The organism is Pseudomonas sp. S07E 245 (genome assembly GCF_019599025.1).
Classification (GTDB): domain Bacteria; phylum Pseudomonadota; class Gammaproteobacteria; order Pseudomonadales; family Pseudomonadaceae; genus Aquipseudomonas; species Aquipseudomonas shirazensis.
Genome location: NZ_CP080625.1, coordinates 532,335 through 549,232, shown reverse-complemented (window position 1 = coordinate 549,232; position 16,898 = coordinate 532,335). Strand labels below are relative to the sequence as shown.

18 protein-coding genes are annotated in these 16,898 nt (G+C 60.9%); 5 read left to right on the top strand and 13 right to left on the bottom strand.

Features of this window, described 5'->3' with window-relative positions; translation table 11 throughout:
* Window positions 1-2: 2 nt before the first annotated feature.
* The 10 genes from flgJ to flgB form a co-directional block, all read right to left on the bottom strand.
* Window positions 3-1,169, bottom strand: coding sequence for a flagellar assembly peptidoglycan hydrolase FlgJ (gene flgJ / locus K3F44_RS02585; protein WP_220633278.1), 1,167 nt, complete (start codon window positions 1,167-1,169; stop codon window positions 3-5).
* A gap of 11 nt (window positions 1,170-1,180) precedes the next feature.
* Window positions 1,181-2,290 carry a flagellar basal body P-ring protein FlgI gene (locus K3F44_RS02580; protein WP_101317781.1) on the bottom strand — a complete coding sequence of 370 codons (1,110 nt, stop codon included), beginning with the start codon at window positions 2,288-2,290 and terminating at the stop codon, window positions 1,181-1,183.
* 12 nt (window positions 2,291-2,302) lie between these two features.
* Window positions 2,303-2,998: a flagellar basal body L-ring protein FlgH gene (gene flgH / locus K3F44_RS02575; RefSeq protein ID WP_101317779.1), complete on the bottom strand. Its 696-nt coding sequence runs from the start codon at window positions 2,996-2,998 to the stop codon at window positions 2,303-2,305.
* Window positions 2,999-3,045: 47 nt separating this feature from the next.
* Window positions 3,046-3,831 carry a flagellar basal-body rod protein FlgG gene (gene flgG / locus K3F44_RS02570; RefSeq protein ID WP_101317777.1) on the bottom strand — a complete coding sequence of 262 codons (786 nt, stop codon included), beginning with the start codon at window positions 3,829-3,831 and terminating at the stop codon, window positions 3,046-3,048.
* A 46-nt stretch (window positions 3,832-3,877) separates the two neighbouring features.
* A complete protein-coding gene (gene flgF, locus K3F44_RS02565) occupies window positions 3,878-4,618 on the bottom strand; it encodes a flagellar basal-body rod protein FlgF (protein ID WP_150569790.1) in 741 nt (246 codons plus the stop codon).
* Window positions 4,619-4,798: 180 nt separating this feature from the next.
* Window positions 4,799-4,984, bottom strand: coding sequence for a hypothetical protein (locus tag K3F44_RS02560; protein WP_150569791.1), 186 nt, complete (start codon window positions 4,982-4,984; stop codon window positions 4,799-4,801).
* 69 nt (window positions 4,985-5,053) lie between these two features.
* Complete coding sequence (flgE, locus tag K3F44_RS02555) at window positions 5,054-6,403, bottom strand: flagellar hook protein FlgE (RefSeq protein WP_150572195.1); 1,350 nt, start codon at window positions 6,401-6,403, stop codon at window positions 5,054-5,056.
* 27 nt (window positions 6,404-6,430) lie between these two features.
* Window positions 6,431-7,132 (bottom strand): flagellar hook assembly protein FlgD, encoded by a 702-nt coding sequence (gene flgD / locus K3F44_RS02550; RefSeq protein WP_101317769.1) that lies wholly within the window; start codon window positions 7,130-7,132, stop codon window positions 6,431-6,433.
* Between the two features lie 15 nt (window positions 7,133-7,147).
* Window positions 7,148-7,591 carry a flagellar basal body rod protein FlgC gene (gene flgC, locus K3F44_RS02545; RefSeq protein ID WP_101317767.1) on the bottom strand — a complete coding sequence of 148 codons (444 nt, stop codon included), beginning with the start codon at window positions 7,589-7,591 and terminating at the stop codon, window positions 7,148-7,150.
* Between the two features lie 2 nt (window positions 7,592-7,593).
* A complete protein-coding gene (flgB, locus tag K3F44_RS02540) occupies window positions 7,594-8,001 on the bottom strand; it encodes a flagellar basal body rod protein FlgB (RefSeq protein ID WP_101317765.1) in 408 nt (135 codons plus the stop codon).
* 394 nt (window positions 8,002-8,395) lie between these two features.
* Between flgB and K3F44_RS02535 the strand changes: the two genes are divergently transcribed.
* Window positions 8,396-10,942, top strand: coding sequence for an autotransporter domain-containing protein (locus K3F44_RS02535; RefSeq protein WP_409077685.1), 2,547 nt, complete (start codon window positions 8,396-8,398; stop codon window positions 10,940-10,942).
* 168 nt (window positions 10,943-11,110) lie between these two features.
* Here K3F44_RS02535 and cheR read toward each other — a convergent pair whose 3' ends face one another.
* Both cheR and K3F44_RS02525 read right to left on the bottom strand, forming a co-directional pair.
* Complete coding sequence (cheR, locus tag K3F44_RS02530; RefSeq protein WP_101317760.1) at window positions 11,111-11,938, bottom strand: protein-glutamate O-methyltransferase CheR; 828 nt, start codon at window positions 11,936-11,938, stop codon at window positions 11,111-11,113.
* Window positions 11,939-11,987: 49 nt separating this feature from the next.
* Window positions 11,988-12,917 (bottom strand): chemotaxis protein CheV, encoded by a 930-nt coding sequence (locus K3F44_RS02525; RefSeq protein WP_103436620.1) that lies wholly within the window; start codon window positions 12,915-12,917, stop codon window positions 11,988-11,990.
* A 65-nt stretch (window positions 12,918-12,982) separates the two neighbouring features.
* On the opposite strand from K3F44_RS02525, the gene flgA reads away from it, so the two are divergent.
* The 4 genes from flgA (at window position 12,983) to K3F44_RS02505 (ending at window position 15,537) form a co-directional block, all read left to right on the top strand.
* Window positions 12,983-13,735 carry a flagellar basal body P-ring formation chaperone FlgA gene (gene flgA, locus K3F44_RS02520; RefSeq protein WP_101317756.1) on the top strand — a complete coding sequence of 251 codons (753 nt, stop codon included), beginning with the start codon at window positions 12,983-12,985 and terminating at the stop codon, window positions 13,733-13,735.
* A gap of 152 nt (window positions 13,736-13,887) precedes the next feature.
* Window positions 13,888-14,199: a flagellar biosynthesis anti-sigma factor FlgM gene (gene flgM / locus K3F44_RS02515; RefSeq protein ID WP_150569794.1), complete on the top strand. Its 312-nt coding sequence runs from the start codon at window positions 13,888-13,890 to the stop codon at window positions 14,197-14,199.
* A gap of 48 nt (window positions 14,200-14,247) precedes the next feature.
* Window positions 14,248-14,715, top strand: coding sequence for a flagella synthesis protein FlgN (locus tag K3F44_RS02510; RefSeq protein ID WP_101317752.1), 468 nt, complete (start codon window positions 14,248-14,250; stop codon window positions 14,713-14,715).
* A gap of 78 nt (window positions 14,716-14,793) precedes the next feature.
* A complete protein-coding gene (locus tag K3F44_RS02505) occupies window positions 14,794-15,537 on the top strand; it encodes a flagellar brake protein (RefSeq protein WP_220633276.1) in 744 nt (247 codons plus the stop codon).
* A gap of 30 nt (window positions 15,538-15,567) precedes the next feature.
* Here the strand turns inward: K3F44_RS02505 and K3F44_RS02500 are convergent, their stop codons facing one another.
* Window positions 15,568-16,887 carry an MFS transporter gene (locus tag K3F44_RS02500; RefSeq protein WP_101317748.1) on the bottom strand — a complete coding sequence of 440 codons (1,320 nt, stop codon included), beginning with the start codon at window positions 16,885-16,887 and terminating at the stop codon, window positions 15,568-15,570.
* Between the last annotated feature and the right edge of the window lie 11 nt (window positions 16,888-16,898).

Sequence of the window (16,898 nt, the reverse complement as noted above, 5' to 3'; positions counted from 1 at the left end):
CCTTAACGTTGCGTGGTGGTACCGAGCATTGCGTAGCTCTCGTACGACTTCATCTGTTTAGCGATCTGCGAGATCTTGCTGGCGTAGTTCGGGTCGGTTGCGTACCCGGCCTTCTGCAGCTCTCGCACAAACTGTTCTGGGTTATCGGCCGACTTGACCGCATCTTGATAGCGCGCATTGTTCTGCAGCAGGCTGACCAGGTCGTGGAAACTGTCCTGGTAGGAGTCGTAGGAACGGAACGCGGCGGTTTCCTTGACGAAGGCGCCATCGCGGAACTCGCTGGTGATCGCCCGCGCTTCACCGCCCTGCCAACTGCCGGTGGCCTTGATGCCGAACAGGTTGTGGCTGCTGCTGCCATCGGTGTTGCGCATCACCGACTTGCCCCAGCCGGTTTCCAGCGCGGCCTGGGCTACCAGGTAGCGCGGGTCGATGCCGATGCGCTTGGCCGCTTGTTCAGCCATTGGCAGCATGGTCGAGACGAATTCGTCACTGTTGCCGAAGGCCCTTTTCGGCGCCAGCGGTGGCTGGGCCATGGCCCGACCGAGGATGCGCGTACCGCCATCGGCGGCAGCAAACGCTTGCGCTGGCTCCCAGTCGCCCTTGACCACGCCATTGACCAGTTGCCCGTCAAGCGCCGGGTTGCCGGCGGACGGCACGATGCCGGCCAGCAGCCGATCGGTGAGCTTGCCAGGCAGCGACAGGCGCCGCGAGTTGAGCGCGGCGACGTCATTGCGCGCGGCACTGCTGGTATCGCCGTGAACCGGCGTCGCCACCTTGGTCCCCCACAGCGCAGGGCCTGCGCCCTCGCCGCGCAGGAACGGGTTGGGCGTCGCGACCGGGTTCTTCTGCTTGGACAATTGCCGCACCAGCACATCCTGCAAGCCGATGCCGCCGCCCTCGCGGGACATACTCACGGACAGCTGCTGGTCGTACATGTCACGGTACTGCTTGACCGTCTCGGTGTTCAGCTCGTTGTCTTCAGCGAGTACGTCACTGGCCTTGCGCGAAGCCTTGAGCATCTCGCTGATGAACAGTGACTCGAACTCCTGGGCGACCTTGCGCACGTTCGCTTCGCTGTCACGATCGCCATGCTTGAGCGAGGTCAGGCGGTTGAGGTCGGTGTAGGCACCGCTGTCGGCTTGACTGGAAACCAGACTCTTGGAGTTCATCTAAAGCGCCCTCAAATCACGATCAGGTCGGCTTGCAGAGCACCGGCCTGTTTCAGCGCTTCAAGGATGGCCATCAAGTCACTGGGCGCTGCCCCGACCTGGTTGACCGCTCGGACGATCTCATCCAGCGTGGTGCCCGGGCCGAACTTGAACATCGGCTTGGCTTCCTGCTCGGCGTTCACGCGCGAACGTGGCACCACGGCCGTCTGGCCATTGGAGAACGGCCCCGGCTGGCTGACGATCGGGTCTTCGGTAATGGTCACGGTGAGGCTGCCGTGGGTCACCGCAGCCGGCGAAACCTTGACGTTCTGGCCGATGACGATGGTGCCGGTACGCGAGTTGATGATGACCTTGGCCACGGCCTGGCCCGGATCGATCTCGAGGTTCTCCAGGATCGACAGGTAGTCGACACGCTGGCTTGGGTCCATCGGCGCAGTGACCCGCACCGAACCGCCATCCAGGGCCTGGGCAACACCTGGGCCGAGCAGCTCGTTGACCTTGTCGACGATGCGTTTGGCGGTGGTGAAGTCAGGGCGATTGAGGTTCAGGGTGAGGCTGTTGCCCTGATTGAAACCACTCGGCACGGCCCGCTCGACACTGGCACCGCCAGGGATACGCCCGGCCGATGGCACGTTGACGGTAATCTTCGAGCCATCGCGACCTTCGGCGTCAAAACCGCCGACCACCAGATTGCCCTGGGCGATGGCGTAGACGTTGCCGTCGATACCCTTGAGCGGGGTCATCAGCAGGCTGCCGCCGCGCAGGCTCTTGGAGTTACCGATCGACGACACGGTGATATCGACTACCTGGCCCGGCTTGGCAAACGCTGGCAGATCCGCATGGATCGACACTGCGGCGACGTTCTTCAGCTGCACGTTGCCTGAACCTGGCGGCACCTTGATGCCGAACTGCGAGAGCATGTTGTTGAAGGTCTGCAGGGTGAACGGGGTCTGCGTGGTCTGGTCGCCAGTGCCGTTCAAGCCGACCACCAGGCCATAACCGATCAGCTGGTTGGTGCGCACGCCGGAGATACTGGCGATGTCCTTGAGGCGCTCGGCGTGGGCGCTGAACGCACAGGATACAAGCACGGTGGCGGCAATCAGCTGCCTGAAATTAAGCATGGGCATCCGTACTCAGAAAGGCCAAAGCGGGCTGAGGAAGAAGCGGTCCAGCCAACCGGGCTGGCTGGCATCGGCAAACGAACCGGTACCCGAATAGGTGATGCGCGCATCGGCGACGCGGGTCGACGGTACGGTGTTGTCGGTGGCGATGTCATCGGCGCGCACCAGCCCGGCAATCCGCACCAGCTCGTCGCCGGTGTTAAGGGTCATCCACTTCTCGCCGCGCACGGCGATGATGCCGTTGGGCAGGACTTCAGCCACGGTCACAGTGACCGAACCGGTCAAGGTATTGCCCTGGGCGGCCTTGCTGTCGCCCTTGGTCGCGCGGTTACCGCTGTAGCCGGCTTCGAGCGACAGGTCACCACTACCCAACGGGTTGTTGGTATTGGGGATGGCGCCGAACAGCGAAGTCAGGCCGAGGCTGGCCTTGCTGTCTTTGCCCACCTGGGAGTTGGCACTCTTGCTCGCCGAGGTACGCTCGTTGAGGGTGATCGTGATGATGTCACCCACCCGAAACGCCTTGCGGTCGCCATACAGGTTCTGCTCGAAGCCGGCCTGGTAGATCGAGCCGTTGTTGGCCGACGCCGGCAATGGGGTGCGCGGCAACACCGGCGCGTAGTACGGGTCGTTGGGCTTGGGCGTCGGCGCGACGCAACCGGCCAACAACACCGCCCCACCCAGGGCGAATACGGACAACAAACGGCTCATGACGCTTCCCTCACGGTAGAACTGGCGCTGCAACAGCGACCTAAGGTTTACAGCTGCTGGGTGACGAACCCGAGCATCTTGTCGGCGGTCGAAATGACTTTGGAGTTCATCTCGTAGGCACGCTGGGTGGTGATCATGTTGACCAGCTCTTCCACGGTGCTGACGTTGGAGTTTTCCAAGGTCTGCTGCAGGGTGGTACCGAAGCCGTTCAGGCCAGGCGTACCGACCTGCGGTGCGCCGCTGGCAGCGGTTTCCAAGAACAGGTTGTTGCCCATTGCCTGCAGGCCTGCCGGGTTGATGAAGTCAGCCGTCTGCAGGTTGCCGATGATCTGCGCTGCCGGGTTGCCGGCGGTGGTGATCGACACGGTACCGTCCTGGCCCACGGTGAAGGTCTGGGCGTCGTTGGGGACGACGATCGCAGGCTCCAGGGCAAAGCCGTTGGCGGTCACTACCTGACCATCGGAGTTCAGGTGGAAGGTACCGTCACGGGTGTAGGACACGGTGCCGTCAGGCTGCAAGACCTGGAAGAAGCCGCGACCATTGACCGCCAGGTCGAGCGGGTTCTCGGTGGTTTGCAGGCTGCCGGTCTGGAAGTTCTTCTGGGTGCCAACGATGCGCACACCGGTACCGACCTGCAGGCCCGAAGGCAGCTCGCTGTCTTGCGTCGACTGAGCGCCAGGCTGGCGTTTGATCTGGTACAGCAGGTCCTGGAATTCGGCGCGATCACGCTTGAAGCCGGTGGTCGAAACGTTGGCCAGGTTGTTGGAAATGACCGTCAGGTTGGTGTCCTGGGCGGACAAACCGGTCTTGGCGACCCAAAGTGCCGGAAGCATAGTGTTCTCCTCGCGCGCCTGTTTTTCGGCACCCGTTCAAAATTGATTAGCTGATTTGCAAAACCCGGGCCATGGCTTCATCGCCTTCCTTGGCCGTGTTCATCATCTTCACGTGCAGTTCGAACTGGCGCGACAGGGCCAGCACCGAGGTCATTTCCTCGACGGCATTGACGTTGCTCGACTCAAGGAAACCCGACACCACCTTGACGTTGATGTCGGCATCCGCAGGCTGGCCACTGGTGGTGTGGATCATGCCGTCGGTACCTTTGGTCAGGCCCTTGATGTCCGGGTTGACCAACTTGATCCGGTCGACCTCAGCCATCACCCGCGGGTCTTCACCCATGGCGCGAATGCTGATGGTGCCGTCTTCGCCGATCTCGACCTTCTGCTCGGGCGGCACGGCAATCGGGCCGCCGTTGCCGATCACCGGCATGCCATTGCCAGCGCGCAGGACGCCGAGGGCGTCAATATTGAGGCTGCCGGTGCGTACATAGGCTTCGCTGCCATCTGGTGCCTGCACGGCGATAAAGCCATTGCCGGTCACGGCAACGTCCAGCTCGCGGCCGGTTTCCACCAGCGCACCGGCGGTGAAGTCGGTGGCCGGGCGCTCGGACAGGGCAAATGCTCGCGACGGAAAGCTGTCACCAAACACCGGCATCGAGCGCGCCTGCTCCAGGTCACGCTGGAAACCGTTGGTTGAAACGTTCGCCAGGTTGTTGGCATGGGCCTTTTGCGCCAGCGCGTTCTGGCTGGCGCCGGTCATGGCCACGTAAAGCATCTTGTCCACAGTCTTCCTCCACTGCACTGGCGATTGCTTGCCGCTCGCCGCTGCTATACAGGCGATAAAGCAAGTTCCGAACCAACTTTTACAAAGCATGAAAAAGCCCGTGTTTACGGGCTCATGGGGGATAGTGGGGAAATACTCACGCCGGATATCCGGCGCTTGCTTGCCGCGGGCGGCAACTGGCTACAATTCGCGGCAACCGGCATTGTTGAAGGGCCCGGCAAAACGCTTCCAACCCTCCCCTGGCGACCACTGCGAACACACCAGCCGGCCATCCACCTGGCTTTCCCAGCGCCACCACGGCGCGGTGCCAGCCTGAGCCTGCAGCAGATACAACACAGCAGCGCTGGCGATGATCAGTTTTTTCATGTCCACCTTGCCTGAAACGACGAGCCCCTTGCAGTGAAGGGGCTCGTCCAGTGTCCATCCTCAGCGCTTTTAGCCGACCATCTGGATGGTGGTCTGCATGATGGTGCTCTCGGTCGAGATGGTCTTGGCGTTCGCCTGGTAGTTGCTCTGCGCCTTGATCAGCTCGACCAACTCCTGAGTCAGGTTGACGTTGGAGGCTTCCAGCGAGTTGGACTCGACGCCGCCCAAAGTGCCGGTCTTGGGTGCGTCAACGCCCGGGATACCCGACGCAAAGGTCTCGGTCCAGCGGGTGCCGCCGATCTGCTGCAGACCCTGCTCGTTGGCAAAGCTGGCCAGCGCCACCTGGCCAATCGCCCGCGACTGCTGGTTGCTGAAGCTGGCAAACATGACGCCGGTGGAGTCGATGCTCAGGCTCGACAGAACACCGGTGGCGTAACCATCCTGCGACTGCGACATGCGCGCGGTCTCGGTGTTGTACGAGGTAGTGCTGTTCATCGACAGACGCATGCCATCCGGGTTGCCGGCCGAGCCATTGGAGCCCCAGTTGCCGGCACCGTCTTTTTCGGCCGGGATCCAGCCCTTCATGCTGAAGACATTGTTGGTCACACTCCATTCGGCGCCGGTCGGCAGGCCAGTCTGGTCGGCCGTCATCGAGGCAACGCTGCCGTCTTCGTTGAAACTGACGGTACCCACCAACGGCGCGGTGCTGGTCGGATCCATCGGGTTACGGCCGTCGACCAGGGTATACATGGTCCACTCGTTCTTGCCGGTCTTGCGATAGAACTGCTCCATGGTGTGCTCGTTACCCTGGCTGTCAAAAACCTTGGTCGGGAACGACTTGGTGTATGAGGTTTCGTCAGCCGGGTCGAAGACGATATCACCCGCGCCAGGCGGGGTAGCCGGCAGCGGAATGGAGGTTGCCGAGGAGTTCAGGTTGATGCCCTGATCGATCAACGTGGTGGCTTTTGGCGCCAGTGACGAGGTGTCGATCTTCAGGTCGGTGAGGATGCCCTTCTGGATCTTGCCGTTGGAATCAGCTGCGTAGCCCTGCAGACGCAGGCCGTCGGAGGTCACCACAAAGTTGTCTTTGTTGTTCTGGAATGCACCGGCACGGGTATAGACCTGGGTGCCGTTGTCGGACAACACGAAGAAGCCGCGACCCTGGATACCCATGTCCAGCACGTTGCCGGTGTTGTTCACGTCACCCTGGCTGAACTGCTGGGAAACCGCGGCCAGGCGCACACCATTGCCGATCTGGTTCTTGCCCACGCCCAGACGGTTGGCGCCGGCATAGACGTCGGCGAACTCGGTGCGCGAGGACTTGAAGCCATTGGTATTGACGTTGGCAATGTTATTGCCGGTGACGTCCAGTTGCTTGTTGGCTGCGTACAGACCGCTAAGGCCGATATTGAAAGACATGCTGTTGCTCCTTGTGCCGTTCTGGCCTTAGATACCGATGGTTTGTACGTCGGAAAGAGAGACCTTGCCGACGCCGGCGAGGTTGAGGACCATTTCGCCATTGGCGCTGAAACTGACGCTGGTGACCTTGGCCGGCAGCAGGGTATTCATCTGTACCGACTTGCCGTCCACCATGGTGCTGGCGGTAAAGGTGTAGGTACCCGGATCGACCTTGACGCCCTTGTCGTTGGTGCCGTCCCAGATGAAGTCGGCGTAACCGGCTTTCTGTTCGCCCAGCTCAATGGTCTTGACGGTATTGCCGTCCTTGTCCTTGACCGTGATCTTGGCTTCGCTGATGCCTTCCGGCACCACAAACTGCCCATTGAAGCTTGCACTGGTGTCAACCACCGCCTTGTCGTTCTGCACGATCACCGAACGACCGACCAGCGACGACGCCTGCAGCGCCTGGGACGAACCCAGCGAACTGGTGATTGCATTGACCGACTCGTTCAGCGAGGTGATGCCTTCAAGGCTGCTGAACTGCGCCAACTGCGCCACGAACTCACCATTGCCCTGCGGTTCAAGCGGGTTCTGGTGCTGCATCTGGGAAACCAGCAACTGCAGAAACGCATCCTTGCCCAGCGAATCAGTGCCGGTCTTGGAAGCCGTATCGGTGGTCACCTTCTTGGTCCCGGTGCTGACACCCGACGCTGCGATCACTTCATTGAGGTTGGTACTGTTGATAGCCATGGTCCGGATTCCTTATCACTGACCCAGGGTCAGTACCTTCTGCATCATGGTCTTGGCCGTATTCATCAGCTCGGCATTGGTCTGGAACGAACGGTTCGCCGAGATCATGTCAGCCATCTCTTCGACCACGTTGACGTTCGGGTAGTAGACGTAACCGTCCTTGTTGGCCGCCGGGTGATTAGGCTGGTAGCGGGCTTCCAGATTGCTCTGGTCTTCGATGATGCCCGTTACCTGCACGCCCTGCCCCGCTTCACCCTGGTCTTCGAACAACGACTGCCCCATGCCGGCCTGGGCCTGCTGGAAGGTGGTGGCGAACACGGGGTGACGTGCGCGGTAGGTCTGGTCGATGCTCGACGAGACCGTCTCGGCGTTGGCAATGTTCGAAGCGACGGTGTTGAGGCGGGTATTCTGCGCGCTCATGCCGCTACCGGCGATATTGAAAACGTTGGAAAGGGACATGGTTACTCTCCGCGCAGGGCCGATACCAGCCCTTTGAATTTACTGTTGAGCAAAGTGAAGCTGGCCTGGAAACCGATCGCGTTTTCGGTGTAGTTGGCCTGCTCGACCTGAGCGTCAACGGTGTTCTGGTCGACCGACGGCTGTGTCGGTGTACGGTACTTCAGGGTGTCGTCACCCATGGCCAGGCCCTGCGCTTCGATATGGCGAGTGTTGGTGCGGTCGAGCGCGATGCGGCCGTTTTGCTGCTTGTCGCTCTCGGCAGCCAGCACCGACGAAAAGTCCATGTCACGCGCTTTGTAGTTGGGCGTGTCGGCGTTGGTGATGTTGTTGGCCAGGACCTCTGCGCGCTGAGCGCGAAAGCCCAGGGCTTTTTCATGGATGCCAAGCGCTTTGTCGAAACTGATGCTCATGGGTGCAAACCTTCGCCGATGGGGCCGGAGTGTCGTTGGCGAAGTTATAGCAAGGCCTGTGCCAACCAGCTGGAAGGCACGGGATCAGGGCGTTCAGCCTTGCTTGCGAGCATAGGAATGCCAGAAAAGCGGCAAAGTGCTTCCGCTTGATGGGAGGCGGGCGGCAATAGTTGGGCGGCAAAAGCGGCAAATCAAAAAATTGACGCCAACGAAAATGTCAATTGGCCACTATCTGGGATAGAATTCGCGCCGCGCAGACATGCGGCCCCGCTGGCCGTAGTCGCCTGACTTACTGCCTAGAGCCATGCATGGATGCGCGCCGTTTGCTCCCCCGTTTTTCAAGGACAGAACCGTGGCTCCCGTTATCTTCCGCAAGACCCTGCTGGCCCTGGCGATCACCGCCAGCGCCCTCCCCGCCTTTGCCGTGCCGCTCGCCAACCAGGTGGTCAACCTGACCAACGCCGGCTTCAAGAGCGAGCACCAGACTCACTACGGCAATCTCGAATTCACTGGCAGCTACACCGGCGGCAGCGATGAAGACGCCATTGAACTGAACGGCTCGACGATTACCGGCGACCTGATCCTCAACAGCACCATCGACAGCAGCGGCGACTTTGCCGGCGGCGTGGACATGGACAGCTGGGAAGATGGCCTGAGCTGGGCACGCAACGACATCGCCGGCGACGTCATCAACAAAGGCAGCATCAGCGCCACCGGCGGCGGCGCCAACGCGCTGATGATCGATCCAGCGCGGATCGGCGGCAACCTGATCAACCAGGGTTTGCTGTCGGCCATCGGCGAGCCACTGACCGACGACGGCGGCACCGATGTCGCTCGCGCACTGGACTTCTCCGGCACCTCGCTGATCGAAGGCGACCTGATCAACGCCGACAGCGGCCGTATCGTGGCCAGCGGCGAAAGCGCCCGCGGGATCAACCTCGAAGGCGGCACCATCAATGGCAAGGTGATCAACTACGGCAGCATCGTCGTCAGCGGCGAAGGCGCCACTGCCATCGACGCCACCACCAGCAACCGCGGCGACATGGTCGACCTGGCCGGCATCGAAAACCACGGCACCATCATCGCCACCGGCAACGACGCCAACGGCATCATGCTCGACGGCGCCAGCCTGAGCACCGCCGATGGCGTACACCTGCTCAACACCGGCACCATCATTGCCGAAGACGCGGCAATCACCATCGGCAACGTCGACTTCGACGGCCCGGGCCTGCAACCTCAGTACCAGTTGCACGGTGATCTGAACATCTTCAACAGCGGCACCATCATCTCTCAGGATGAAGCGATCGATGCCTCCGAAGCCAACCGCCCGGTCGAGTTGATCCTGCGCAAAGGCAGCGTGATCGTCGGCAACCTGATCGACCTGTCGAACATCGAAGTCGAGGCCGACACCTCCTTCACTGGCACCGACAGTTCCGCTGACGGCTCCAACATTCGCCTCAAGGGCAACGGCTGGATCGACGTCGGTTCGGTTTCGGGCGGCAACTCGGCGACCCTGGCGCTGCAGTCGGCGCACACCACCATCGACGGCAACCTGTATGTTGCTGGCAACTCGGCACTGGGCCTGACCCTGGGCGCCGACACCAACCCTGCTCGCGCCGTCGTCAGCGTCAGCGGCACCGCTGAATTCGGCGAAGGTGCGCAACTGAAACTGACTGCACGCGGTAATGACTTCAGCGCCAACGGCAGCCGTTTCAAGCTGATAGAGGCCGGCGAGCTGCAAGGTGCTCCGCTGGTCACCAGCACCTCGGCACTGCTCGATGTCGACACCAGCGCTGTCGAAGGCAACACGGTCGTGGCGGTGGTCACCACCAAGGATCAGCAAGGCATCGACCACGTACTGGATCTGAATGGCGGCACCATCAACCACAAACGCGCGCTCGGCGCCCTCGCCAAGGACGGCGTCCTCGCCAAGCTTGCCGCCAATGACCCCCTGCTGCGTGCTGCGGTCAACGCCGACAGCAAGCAGCTGGCCAAGATTGCCGAACAGCTGACCCCGGAAACCAACGGCGGAGCTACCCAGGCAGCGACCACCAGCCAAAGCCTGGTCAACGGCGTGACCACCAGCCGCACCAGCGGCCTGCGCGGCGCTTCGTCGGGCGACGCGCTCCAGCAGACCGGCGTGTGGATTCAGTCGCTGTACAGCGATGCGACCCAAGGCCAACGCGACGGCATTGCCGGCTACAACGCCTACAGCCGCGGCATCGCGGTAGGTGCTGATGGCAAGCTCAACGACCAGCTAACCCTGGGCCTGGCGTACAGCTTCATCAATACCGACGTCAACGGCAAAAGCGGCAACCAGACCGAAGTCGACAGCCACGCATTCACCCTGTACGGCGGCTTTGAGCAGGGAAACTACTTCGTTGACGCCAGCCTGACTTACGGCTTCAACGACAACGAAGGCAAGCGCGACATCGCCGGCACCCGCGCCAAGGCTGACTACGACAGCGACCTGCTGGGCCTGAATCTGGTTGGAGGTTATACCTACCGGATCAACCCACAGTTGCTGATCGAGCCGCGCCTGGCGGCGCGTTACAGCCGAGTGGAAATCGATGGTTACCGTGAGAAAGGCTCTTCTGCTGCGCTGAAGATCGAAGATCAGCGTTATGAAGCGATCGAGCTGGGGGCTGGGGTTCGGGTTGCCGGAAGCGTTGGCCTGGGCGCCGGGACGCTGGAACCGCAGTTCAAGTTGATGGGCTATCACGACTTCGCGGCCGACCAGGCCAGCAGTACGTCTACCTTCCTGCTGGGCAATACGCCGTTCGTGACGCACGGAGCTGATGCGGTACGCAACAGTTACGAAGCGGGCGTGGGGACTGATTACAAGTTGGGCGCTGTGACGGTGGGTCTGAATTATGACTACATCGGCAAGTCCGGATTTGATGCCGATGTGTTCTCGGCCAAGGTACGGTATGACTTCTGAGTTGACCTTGTGAGGGGTTGATTGGTTGTTGTTCTGGAAGAGGCTGGCGTCGATTGACGCTGGCCTTTTTTTGTTCATGGCCTTGGGATAGTCGGGGCCGCTGCGCGACCGTTTCCGACCATCCGGCAAGGCCGCCCCAACAGTCAGCGCAACGTGACTGGGGCCATATCACTTGGCCTGATAAATAATCCCGGGACTGCACTGGACCATCTGATAATGATCAGGCAACCCATTGAGCGCCTCCGAAGCCCCCAGGAACAAATACCCCCCAGGCTTCAACGTGGCATGGATGCGCAGCAAGATGTCGCGTTTCACCTGCGCCGAGAAATAAATCAGCACGTTCCGGCAGAACACCACATCGAACTTGCCCAGGCTCGCATAGCTGTCGAGCAGGTTGAACGAACGAAACTCGACCCGACTGCGGATCGGCGCCTTGATCGCCCAGCGCCCCGGCGCCTTCACATCGAAGTAGCGCTGCAGACGCTCCTGCGACAAGCCACGGGCGATCGACAGACTGTCGTACTCGCCACTTTTGCAGTTGGTCAGCATGGTCCCCGACAAATCGGTCGCGACGATCTGCGCGCCCATTTTCAGTTGGCCAAGATTGCCCCGCTCGAACTCGTCGATCGACATCGACAACGAGTAAGGCTCCTGCCCCGATGAACAGGCTGCCGACCAGATGCGCAGGCGCTGCCCCGGATTGCCTTTGATGAACTCCGGGATGACCTTGTTCTTCAACACCTCAAACGGATAGGTATCGCGAAACCACAACGTCTCGTTGGTGGTCATCGCATCGACTACCTGCTCACGCAGACCGCTGCGCGGCTGGGTCTGGATACGCTGCACCAGCTCACCAAGCGACTTGATCCCCTGCTGCTCCATCATCTTGTTCAAACGGCTGGAGACCAGGTACTGCTTATTTTCGCCCAGCAGGATGCCACAGGCTTTTTCCAGGAAGACCCGGAACTGTTCGAAATCCAAATTACCCGTAGACAATGCAACCGCCTCTTTTCAATCGCTGAGGCCGGGGCGTACCCCGACCGGTTTAATGCGTAGCCTTGATCCGGTCAACGACCCGCTGAGCCAGATCGTCCGGCCGGAACTTGGCCAGGAAATCATCGGCCCCGACCTTCTTGACCATGGCCTGGTTGAACACCCCAGACAATGAAGTATGCAGGACGATGTGCAATTGTTGCATGCGCGGATCACTACGAATTGCCGCAGTCAGGGTATAGCCGTCCATTTCCGGCATCTCGATGTCGGAAATCATCATCAGGAATTCCTCTTCCGGACGCTTGCCGTCATCGACCAGCTTGCGCAGGTAATCCAGCGCCTGCCGGCCATCATTCAGGGCGATCACCTCGACCCCGACCGTCTGCAGGCAACGGCTGACCTGTTTGCGCGCTACCGACGAGTCATCCACCGTCAACACGCGCAGCGACACCGCCTTGCTGTGCACCTCTTGGTCGACCACGCCGACCGACACCGACTCGGACGATGGCGCAACTTCTGCCAGCACCTTCTCCACGTCGATGATCTCGACCATGCGGTTGTCGACCCGGGTCACTGCCGTCAGATAATGGTCGCGGCCAGTACCCTTGGGTGGCGGATGAATCTCCTCCCAGTTCATGTTGACGATGCGCTCGACCGAATGCACCAAAAAGCCCTGCGTCTTGGTGTTGTACTCGGTGATGATCACGAAACTGTTGCGGATGTCTTCCTGCAGGCCGGGCAAGCCGGTTGCCATCGACAGATCAAGAATCGGAATGGTCGCACCGCGAATATTGGCTACGCCGCGCACCACCGGGTGCGACTTGGGCAACACGGTCAATGCCGGGCACTGCAGCACCTCACGGACCTTGAACACGTTGATCCCGTACAACTGAGCGCCATTGAGGCGAAACAGCAAAAGTTCCAGACGATTCTGCCCAACCAGCTGCGTGCGCTGGTTGACCGAATCCATAACACCAGCCATGCCAGACTCCTTAACGTTTCTGCCTTCTTATTAAAGTCGGCACGGGCTTTGCTTTTTTGAGCGTCATGTACATGAAAACGACATTTTCCCGACGATTGACCCGCTTGCTGGCCTCTAGCCTGGCTGCGCTGTGCCTGCTGGCACCTGCCGCTCGGGCGCTGGCCGACGCGGTAACCTTGCCTGAACAGCTTATCGGTGTCACCCAAGGGTTTCTTGAATTCACCGTCGAAGATTATCTGGCCACCAGCCAGACCGCCGGGCGTTACGAAATCCAGATCAACAACCTGGACCCGCGCCTGCGCATGCCATTGTGCAGCCAGCCGCTGGATGCGTCGCTGGAAAGCCCGGCGCAGCCGCTCGGACGTGTGACGGTACGCGTGCGCTGTGACAGCGCGGCGCCGTGGACGGTGTTTGTACCGGCCCAGGTCAGGCTGTTTCGCGAAGTGGTGGTCATGGCCCGCCCGCTCAAGCGCGAAAGCGTGGTGAGCGAGGACGACGTGACTCTGCGCGAGCGCGACGTCGGCACCCTCAGCCAGGGTTTTCTCGGCAGTCTGGACCAGGCTGTGGGCATGAAACTGATGCGACCGGTGGTGCTCGACCAGGTGCTGACCCCGCAGCACCTTGAACAGGCAGAGCTGATCCGCAAGGGCGATCAAGTGGTGATCGTGGCCCGCAGCGGCACCCTCAGCGTACGCATGCCCGGCGAAGCACTGAGCAAGGGCGGCTTCAGCGAACAGATCAGAGTGCGCAACCTCAACTCCAAGCGGGTGGTCAAGGCGCGGGTGACCGGCCCCGGCCAGGTCGAAGTAGCCATGTAACAGTGCTGGCGGTAAGGAACCGCATTACCTAAACTGTGTCAGAAATCGGGTAGCGAAAGCTTGCTGACAGGCAGCTTCGTATTCGTGCCTAAAGTTTTCTTCGGGTTGGCCGAAAACAAGGCAAGCGTCTTAATACCCAGAGGTTTCTGATCATGGTCATCGACTTCAGTCGTTTGAACAATTCGCCGTCAGTCGGCGGCGTACGCGGTGGCACCGCGGCCGGCAGCACCGAAAAAAGCGGTGAAGCCAGCGAAACACCAGCGCGCTCCAGCGTCAGCGGAGAAGCGGTACATTTCAGCCAAGAGGCTCAGCAGTTGCAGAAGATCAGCGACAAGCTGCGCGACCAGCCGGTAGTCAACAGCGCCCGCGTGGCTGAGTTGAAACAAGCGATCGCCGACGGCAGCTACCAGGTCGATGCCAGCCGGGTCGCCAGTAAACTGCTTGATTTCGAAGCTCAGCGCTAAGCCTTCGGCGCGCTGACTTCAAGGACGCTACAAGCCAAAGAGCCAGCCATGCACGACACAACCCTGCTGCAACTGATCGAAGACGACATCGCGCCCACCCAGGAACTGCTCGAGTTGCTACAGAACGAGGCAGTCGCCCTGCATGGCCGTGAAATCGAGGTGCTCGAGACCATTCTCGCCCGTAAGCAGTCTTTGATCGTGCTGCTCGAGCAGCAGGGCCAGCGCCGTAATCACCTGCTCACCAGCCTCGGCCTCACGGCGGATCGCGCCGGTGTGCAGGCAGTTGCCGACCTCTCGCCCAACGGCGAGCTGATCATGCAGCAGCTCGGCGTGCTGACCCAGTTGATGGATACCTGCCAACAGGTCAACGAGACCAATGGGCGGATCATCCAGGTCCAGCAAAACGCCACATCCAATCAAATCCGCATCCTCATGGGCGGCGACTCTCCGTCGCTGTATGACAGCCGTGGCGCAACCTCGCCAATGGTCAAACCGCGGGCGCTCAGCCAAGTGTGATTTTTCTGACATTGCACGGTACTACTGGCAAAATGCCGTTAATTGCGTGTGTCGTTTTTGCCTGGAGATTTATAACCCGTGTTCAATGAATCCGATGCTCCCCAGCCGCCAAAGGTGCTCAATACCCCTTTGGAAATTGTCGCCAACTTGCGTCAACTGCTGGATAGCCACGATCCGCTGATCATCACCTTCCACGAGCGTAGCCAGCGGTTCCAGAGCTATGTAGTGGATGTTGACCGTGACAGCAACAGCGTGGCACTGGATGAAATGATCCCGCGCGACGGGGAAAAATTCATAGAGAACGGCGAACCGTTCCGCGTTGAAGGCTTCCATGACGGCGTGCGTATCGCCTGGGAATGCAACTCGCCATTGACCATCACCGAGGTCGATGGCCACCGCAGCTACCGCGGCCCCCTACCGGAAGAAGTTGTCTACCACCAGCGCCGCAACGCGTTCCGCGCTGCGCTGAAACTATCCCAGTTGGTCGATGTGACGCTTGATGGTACCCATATCAAGGGCAATGGCGCACTGCGCGGCAAGCTGCTGGACATCTCCGCCACCGGCTGCAAGATGCGTTTTGAAGGCGACGTAGAACAGCGTCTGCAATTGGGCCAGGTTTACGAGCGATTCAAGGCGGGCAACCCGTTGGGGCTGGTGGACGTGATGGTCGAGCTGCGTCATCTGCACTTCGAAGAACGCATCAATACCACCTTCGCTGGCGTGCGCTTCCACAACCTGAGTGGTCAGGCGCAGCGCAAGATCGAAAGTTTTGTCTACCAGCTGCAGCGTGAAGCGCGGCGATTCGATAAAGACGATTACTGAGATTCCGGGCCCGCTATGCGGGCCCAGCCCTTACAGCTCGGAAGGCCTGCCCTCAGGACCGACCTGATCCTCCTCGGTATCCTCCGCCGCCACTGGCGTCTGCATCACATCCTGCACAGTCTGCTCATCCACCCGCGGGTCGAGCGCCGCCGACAATGGCGAGCCAGCAGCCGGCATCGCGACGTGTCCTAGCGGCGCATCCTCCACCTGGTGCAAACCGGTAACCGCCTTCGGTCGAATCCGCCACACCAGCACCAGCGCGAAGAACAGGAAGAATGCATAGAGCATCTGCGGCCCGAGCAGCTTCATCAGCACGCCTGCCGCCAACGGCCCGATACAGGCGCCCACGCCATAAGTAACCAGCAACATTGCGGTCAACGACACCCGCCGCTCGCTCTCGACATGGTCATTGGAAAAAGCCACCGCCAGCGGATACAGGCAGAACTGCAACAACGAGATGACAAAGCCGACCGCAAACAGCACTTCCAACGGCACACTGGGCAGGATCGCCAGCGGCAACGCCGCCAGCGCCAGGCCGCCCGCCGCGCTACGGATCAGCACTGCGCGATCATAACGGTCGGACAACCAGCCCAGCGGCCACTGCACCAACAACCCGGCAAAGATGCAGCAACCCATGAACAAACCGATCTGCTCTGTGCTCAGGCCTTGATTGGAGGCGTACAGCGGCGCCAAACCATAGAACGAGCCGACGATCAGCCCCGCGCCAAGCACGGTACTCAGCGACTGCGGCACACGCTTGATGAAGAACTTCGGCTCCATCGGTGCCGGATGCAACGGCGCCGGGTGAATGCGCCGGGTCATCGCCACGGGCACCAGGCACAGGGCGAAGCACATGGCGACCAGCATCAGCAGCTCAGGGCCAAGTTCAGGGTGCACAACCAGAATCAACTGACCCAGCACCAGGCCCAGATACGAAGCGATCATGTAGCCGCTGAATACGGCACCGCGCTGTTTGGCATCGGCCTGCTCATTGAGCCAGCTCTCGATGACCATGTACTGACACATCATGCCCAGACCGACGATCACCCGCAGCCCAACCCACACCGGCAACAGGTCGGTCAGGCCATGGCCGAGCACCGCCGCGCCGACGATACCAGCGCAGGTCGCGTAGGCGCGGATATGCCCAACCCGGGCAATCAGCCGGTGGCCGATCTTGCCGCCCAGCGCCAGACCAAAGTAGTTGGCCGCCATCAAGGCACCCACCCACAGGCTATCGACGTTTTCAGCCGCCAGGCGCAGCGCCAGGTAGGTACTGAGCAGACCGGAGCCAATCAGCATCATCAGCGCAGCAAAGTACAGTGAACGAAAAGACTTCCAGATCTGGCGCATGCGTCCCTGAG

Bases quoted from the DNA above. Each gene is read 5' to 3' on its own strand.
- flgM (WP_150569794.1), top strand. From the start codon at position 13,888: ATGGTCATCGACTTCAGTCGTTTGAACAATTCGCCGTCAGTCGGCGGC.
- K3F44_RS02510 (WP_101317752.1), top strand. From the start codon at position 14,248: ATGCACGACACAACCCTGCTGCAACTGATCGAAGACGACATCGCGCCC.
- K3F44_RS02500 (WP_101317748.1), bottom strand. From the start codon at position 16,887: ATGCGCCAGATCTGGAAGTCTTTTCGTTCACTGTACTTTGCTGCGCTG.
- flgE (WP_150572195.1), bottom strand. From the start codon at position 6,403: ATGTCTTTCAATATCGGCCTTAGCGGTCTGTACGCAGCCAACAAGCAA.
- flgD (WP_101317769.1), bottom strand. From the start codon at position 7,132: ATGGCTATCAACAGTACCAACCTCAATGAAGTGATCGCAGCGTCGGGT.
- flgC (WP_101317767.1), bottom strand. From the start codon at position 7,591: ATGTCCCTTTCCAACGTTTTCAATATCGCCGGTAGCGGCATGAGCGCG.
- flgB (WP_101317765.1), bottom strand. From the start codon at position 8,001: ATGAGCATCAGTTTCGACAAAGCGCTTGGCATCCATGAAAAAGCCCTG.
- flgA (WP_101317756.1), top strand. From the start codon at position 12,983: ATGTACATGAAAACGACATTTTCCCGACGATTGACCCGCTTGCTGGCC.
- flgH (WP_101317779.1), bottom strand. From the start codon at position 2,998: ATGAGCCGTTTGTTGTCCGTATTCGCCCTGGGTGGGGCGGTGTTGTTG.
- flgG (WP_101317777.1), bottom strand. From the start codon at position 3,831: ATGCTTCCGGCACTTTGGGTCGCCAAGACCGGTTTGTCCGCCCAGGAC.
- K3F44_RS02560 (WP_150569791.1), bottom strand. From the start codon at position 4,984: ATGAAAAAACTGATCATCGCCAGCGCTGCTGTGTTGTATCTGCTGCAG.
- K3F44_RS02525 (WP_103436620.1), bottom strand. From the start codon at position 12,917: ATGGCTGGTGTTATGGATTCGGTCAACCAGCGCACGCAGCTGGTTGGG.
- flgJ (WP_220633278.1), bottom strand. From the start codon at position 1,169: ATGAACTCCAAGAGTCTGGTTTCCAGTCAAGCCGACAGCGGTGCCTAC.
- K3F44_RS02580 (WP_101317781.1), bottom strand. From the start codon at position 2,290: ATGCTTAATTTCAGGCAGCTGATTGCCGCCACCGTGCTTGTATCCTGT.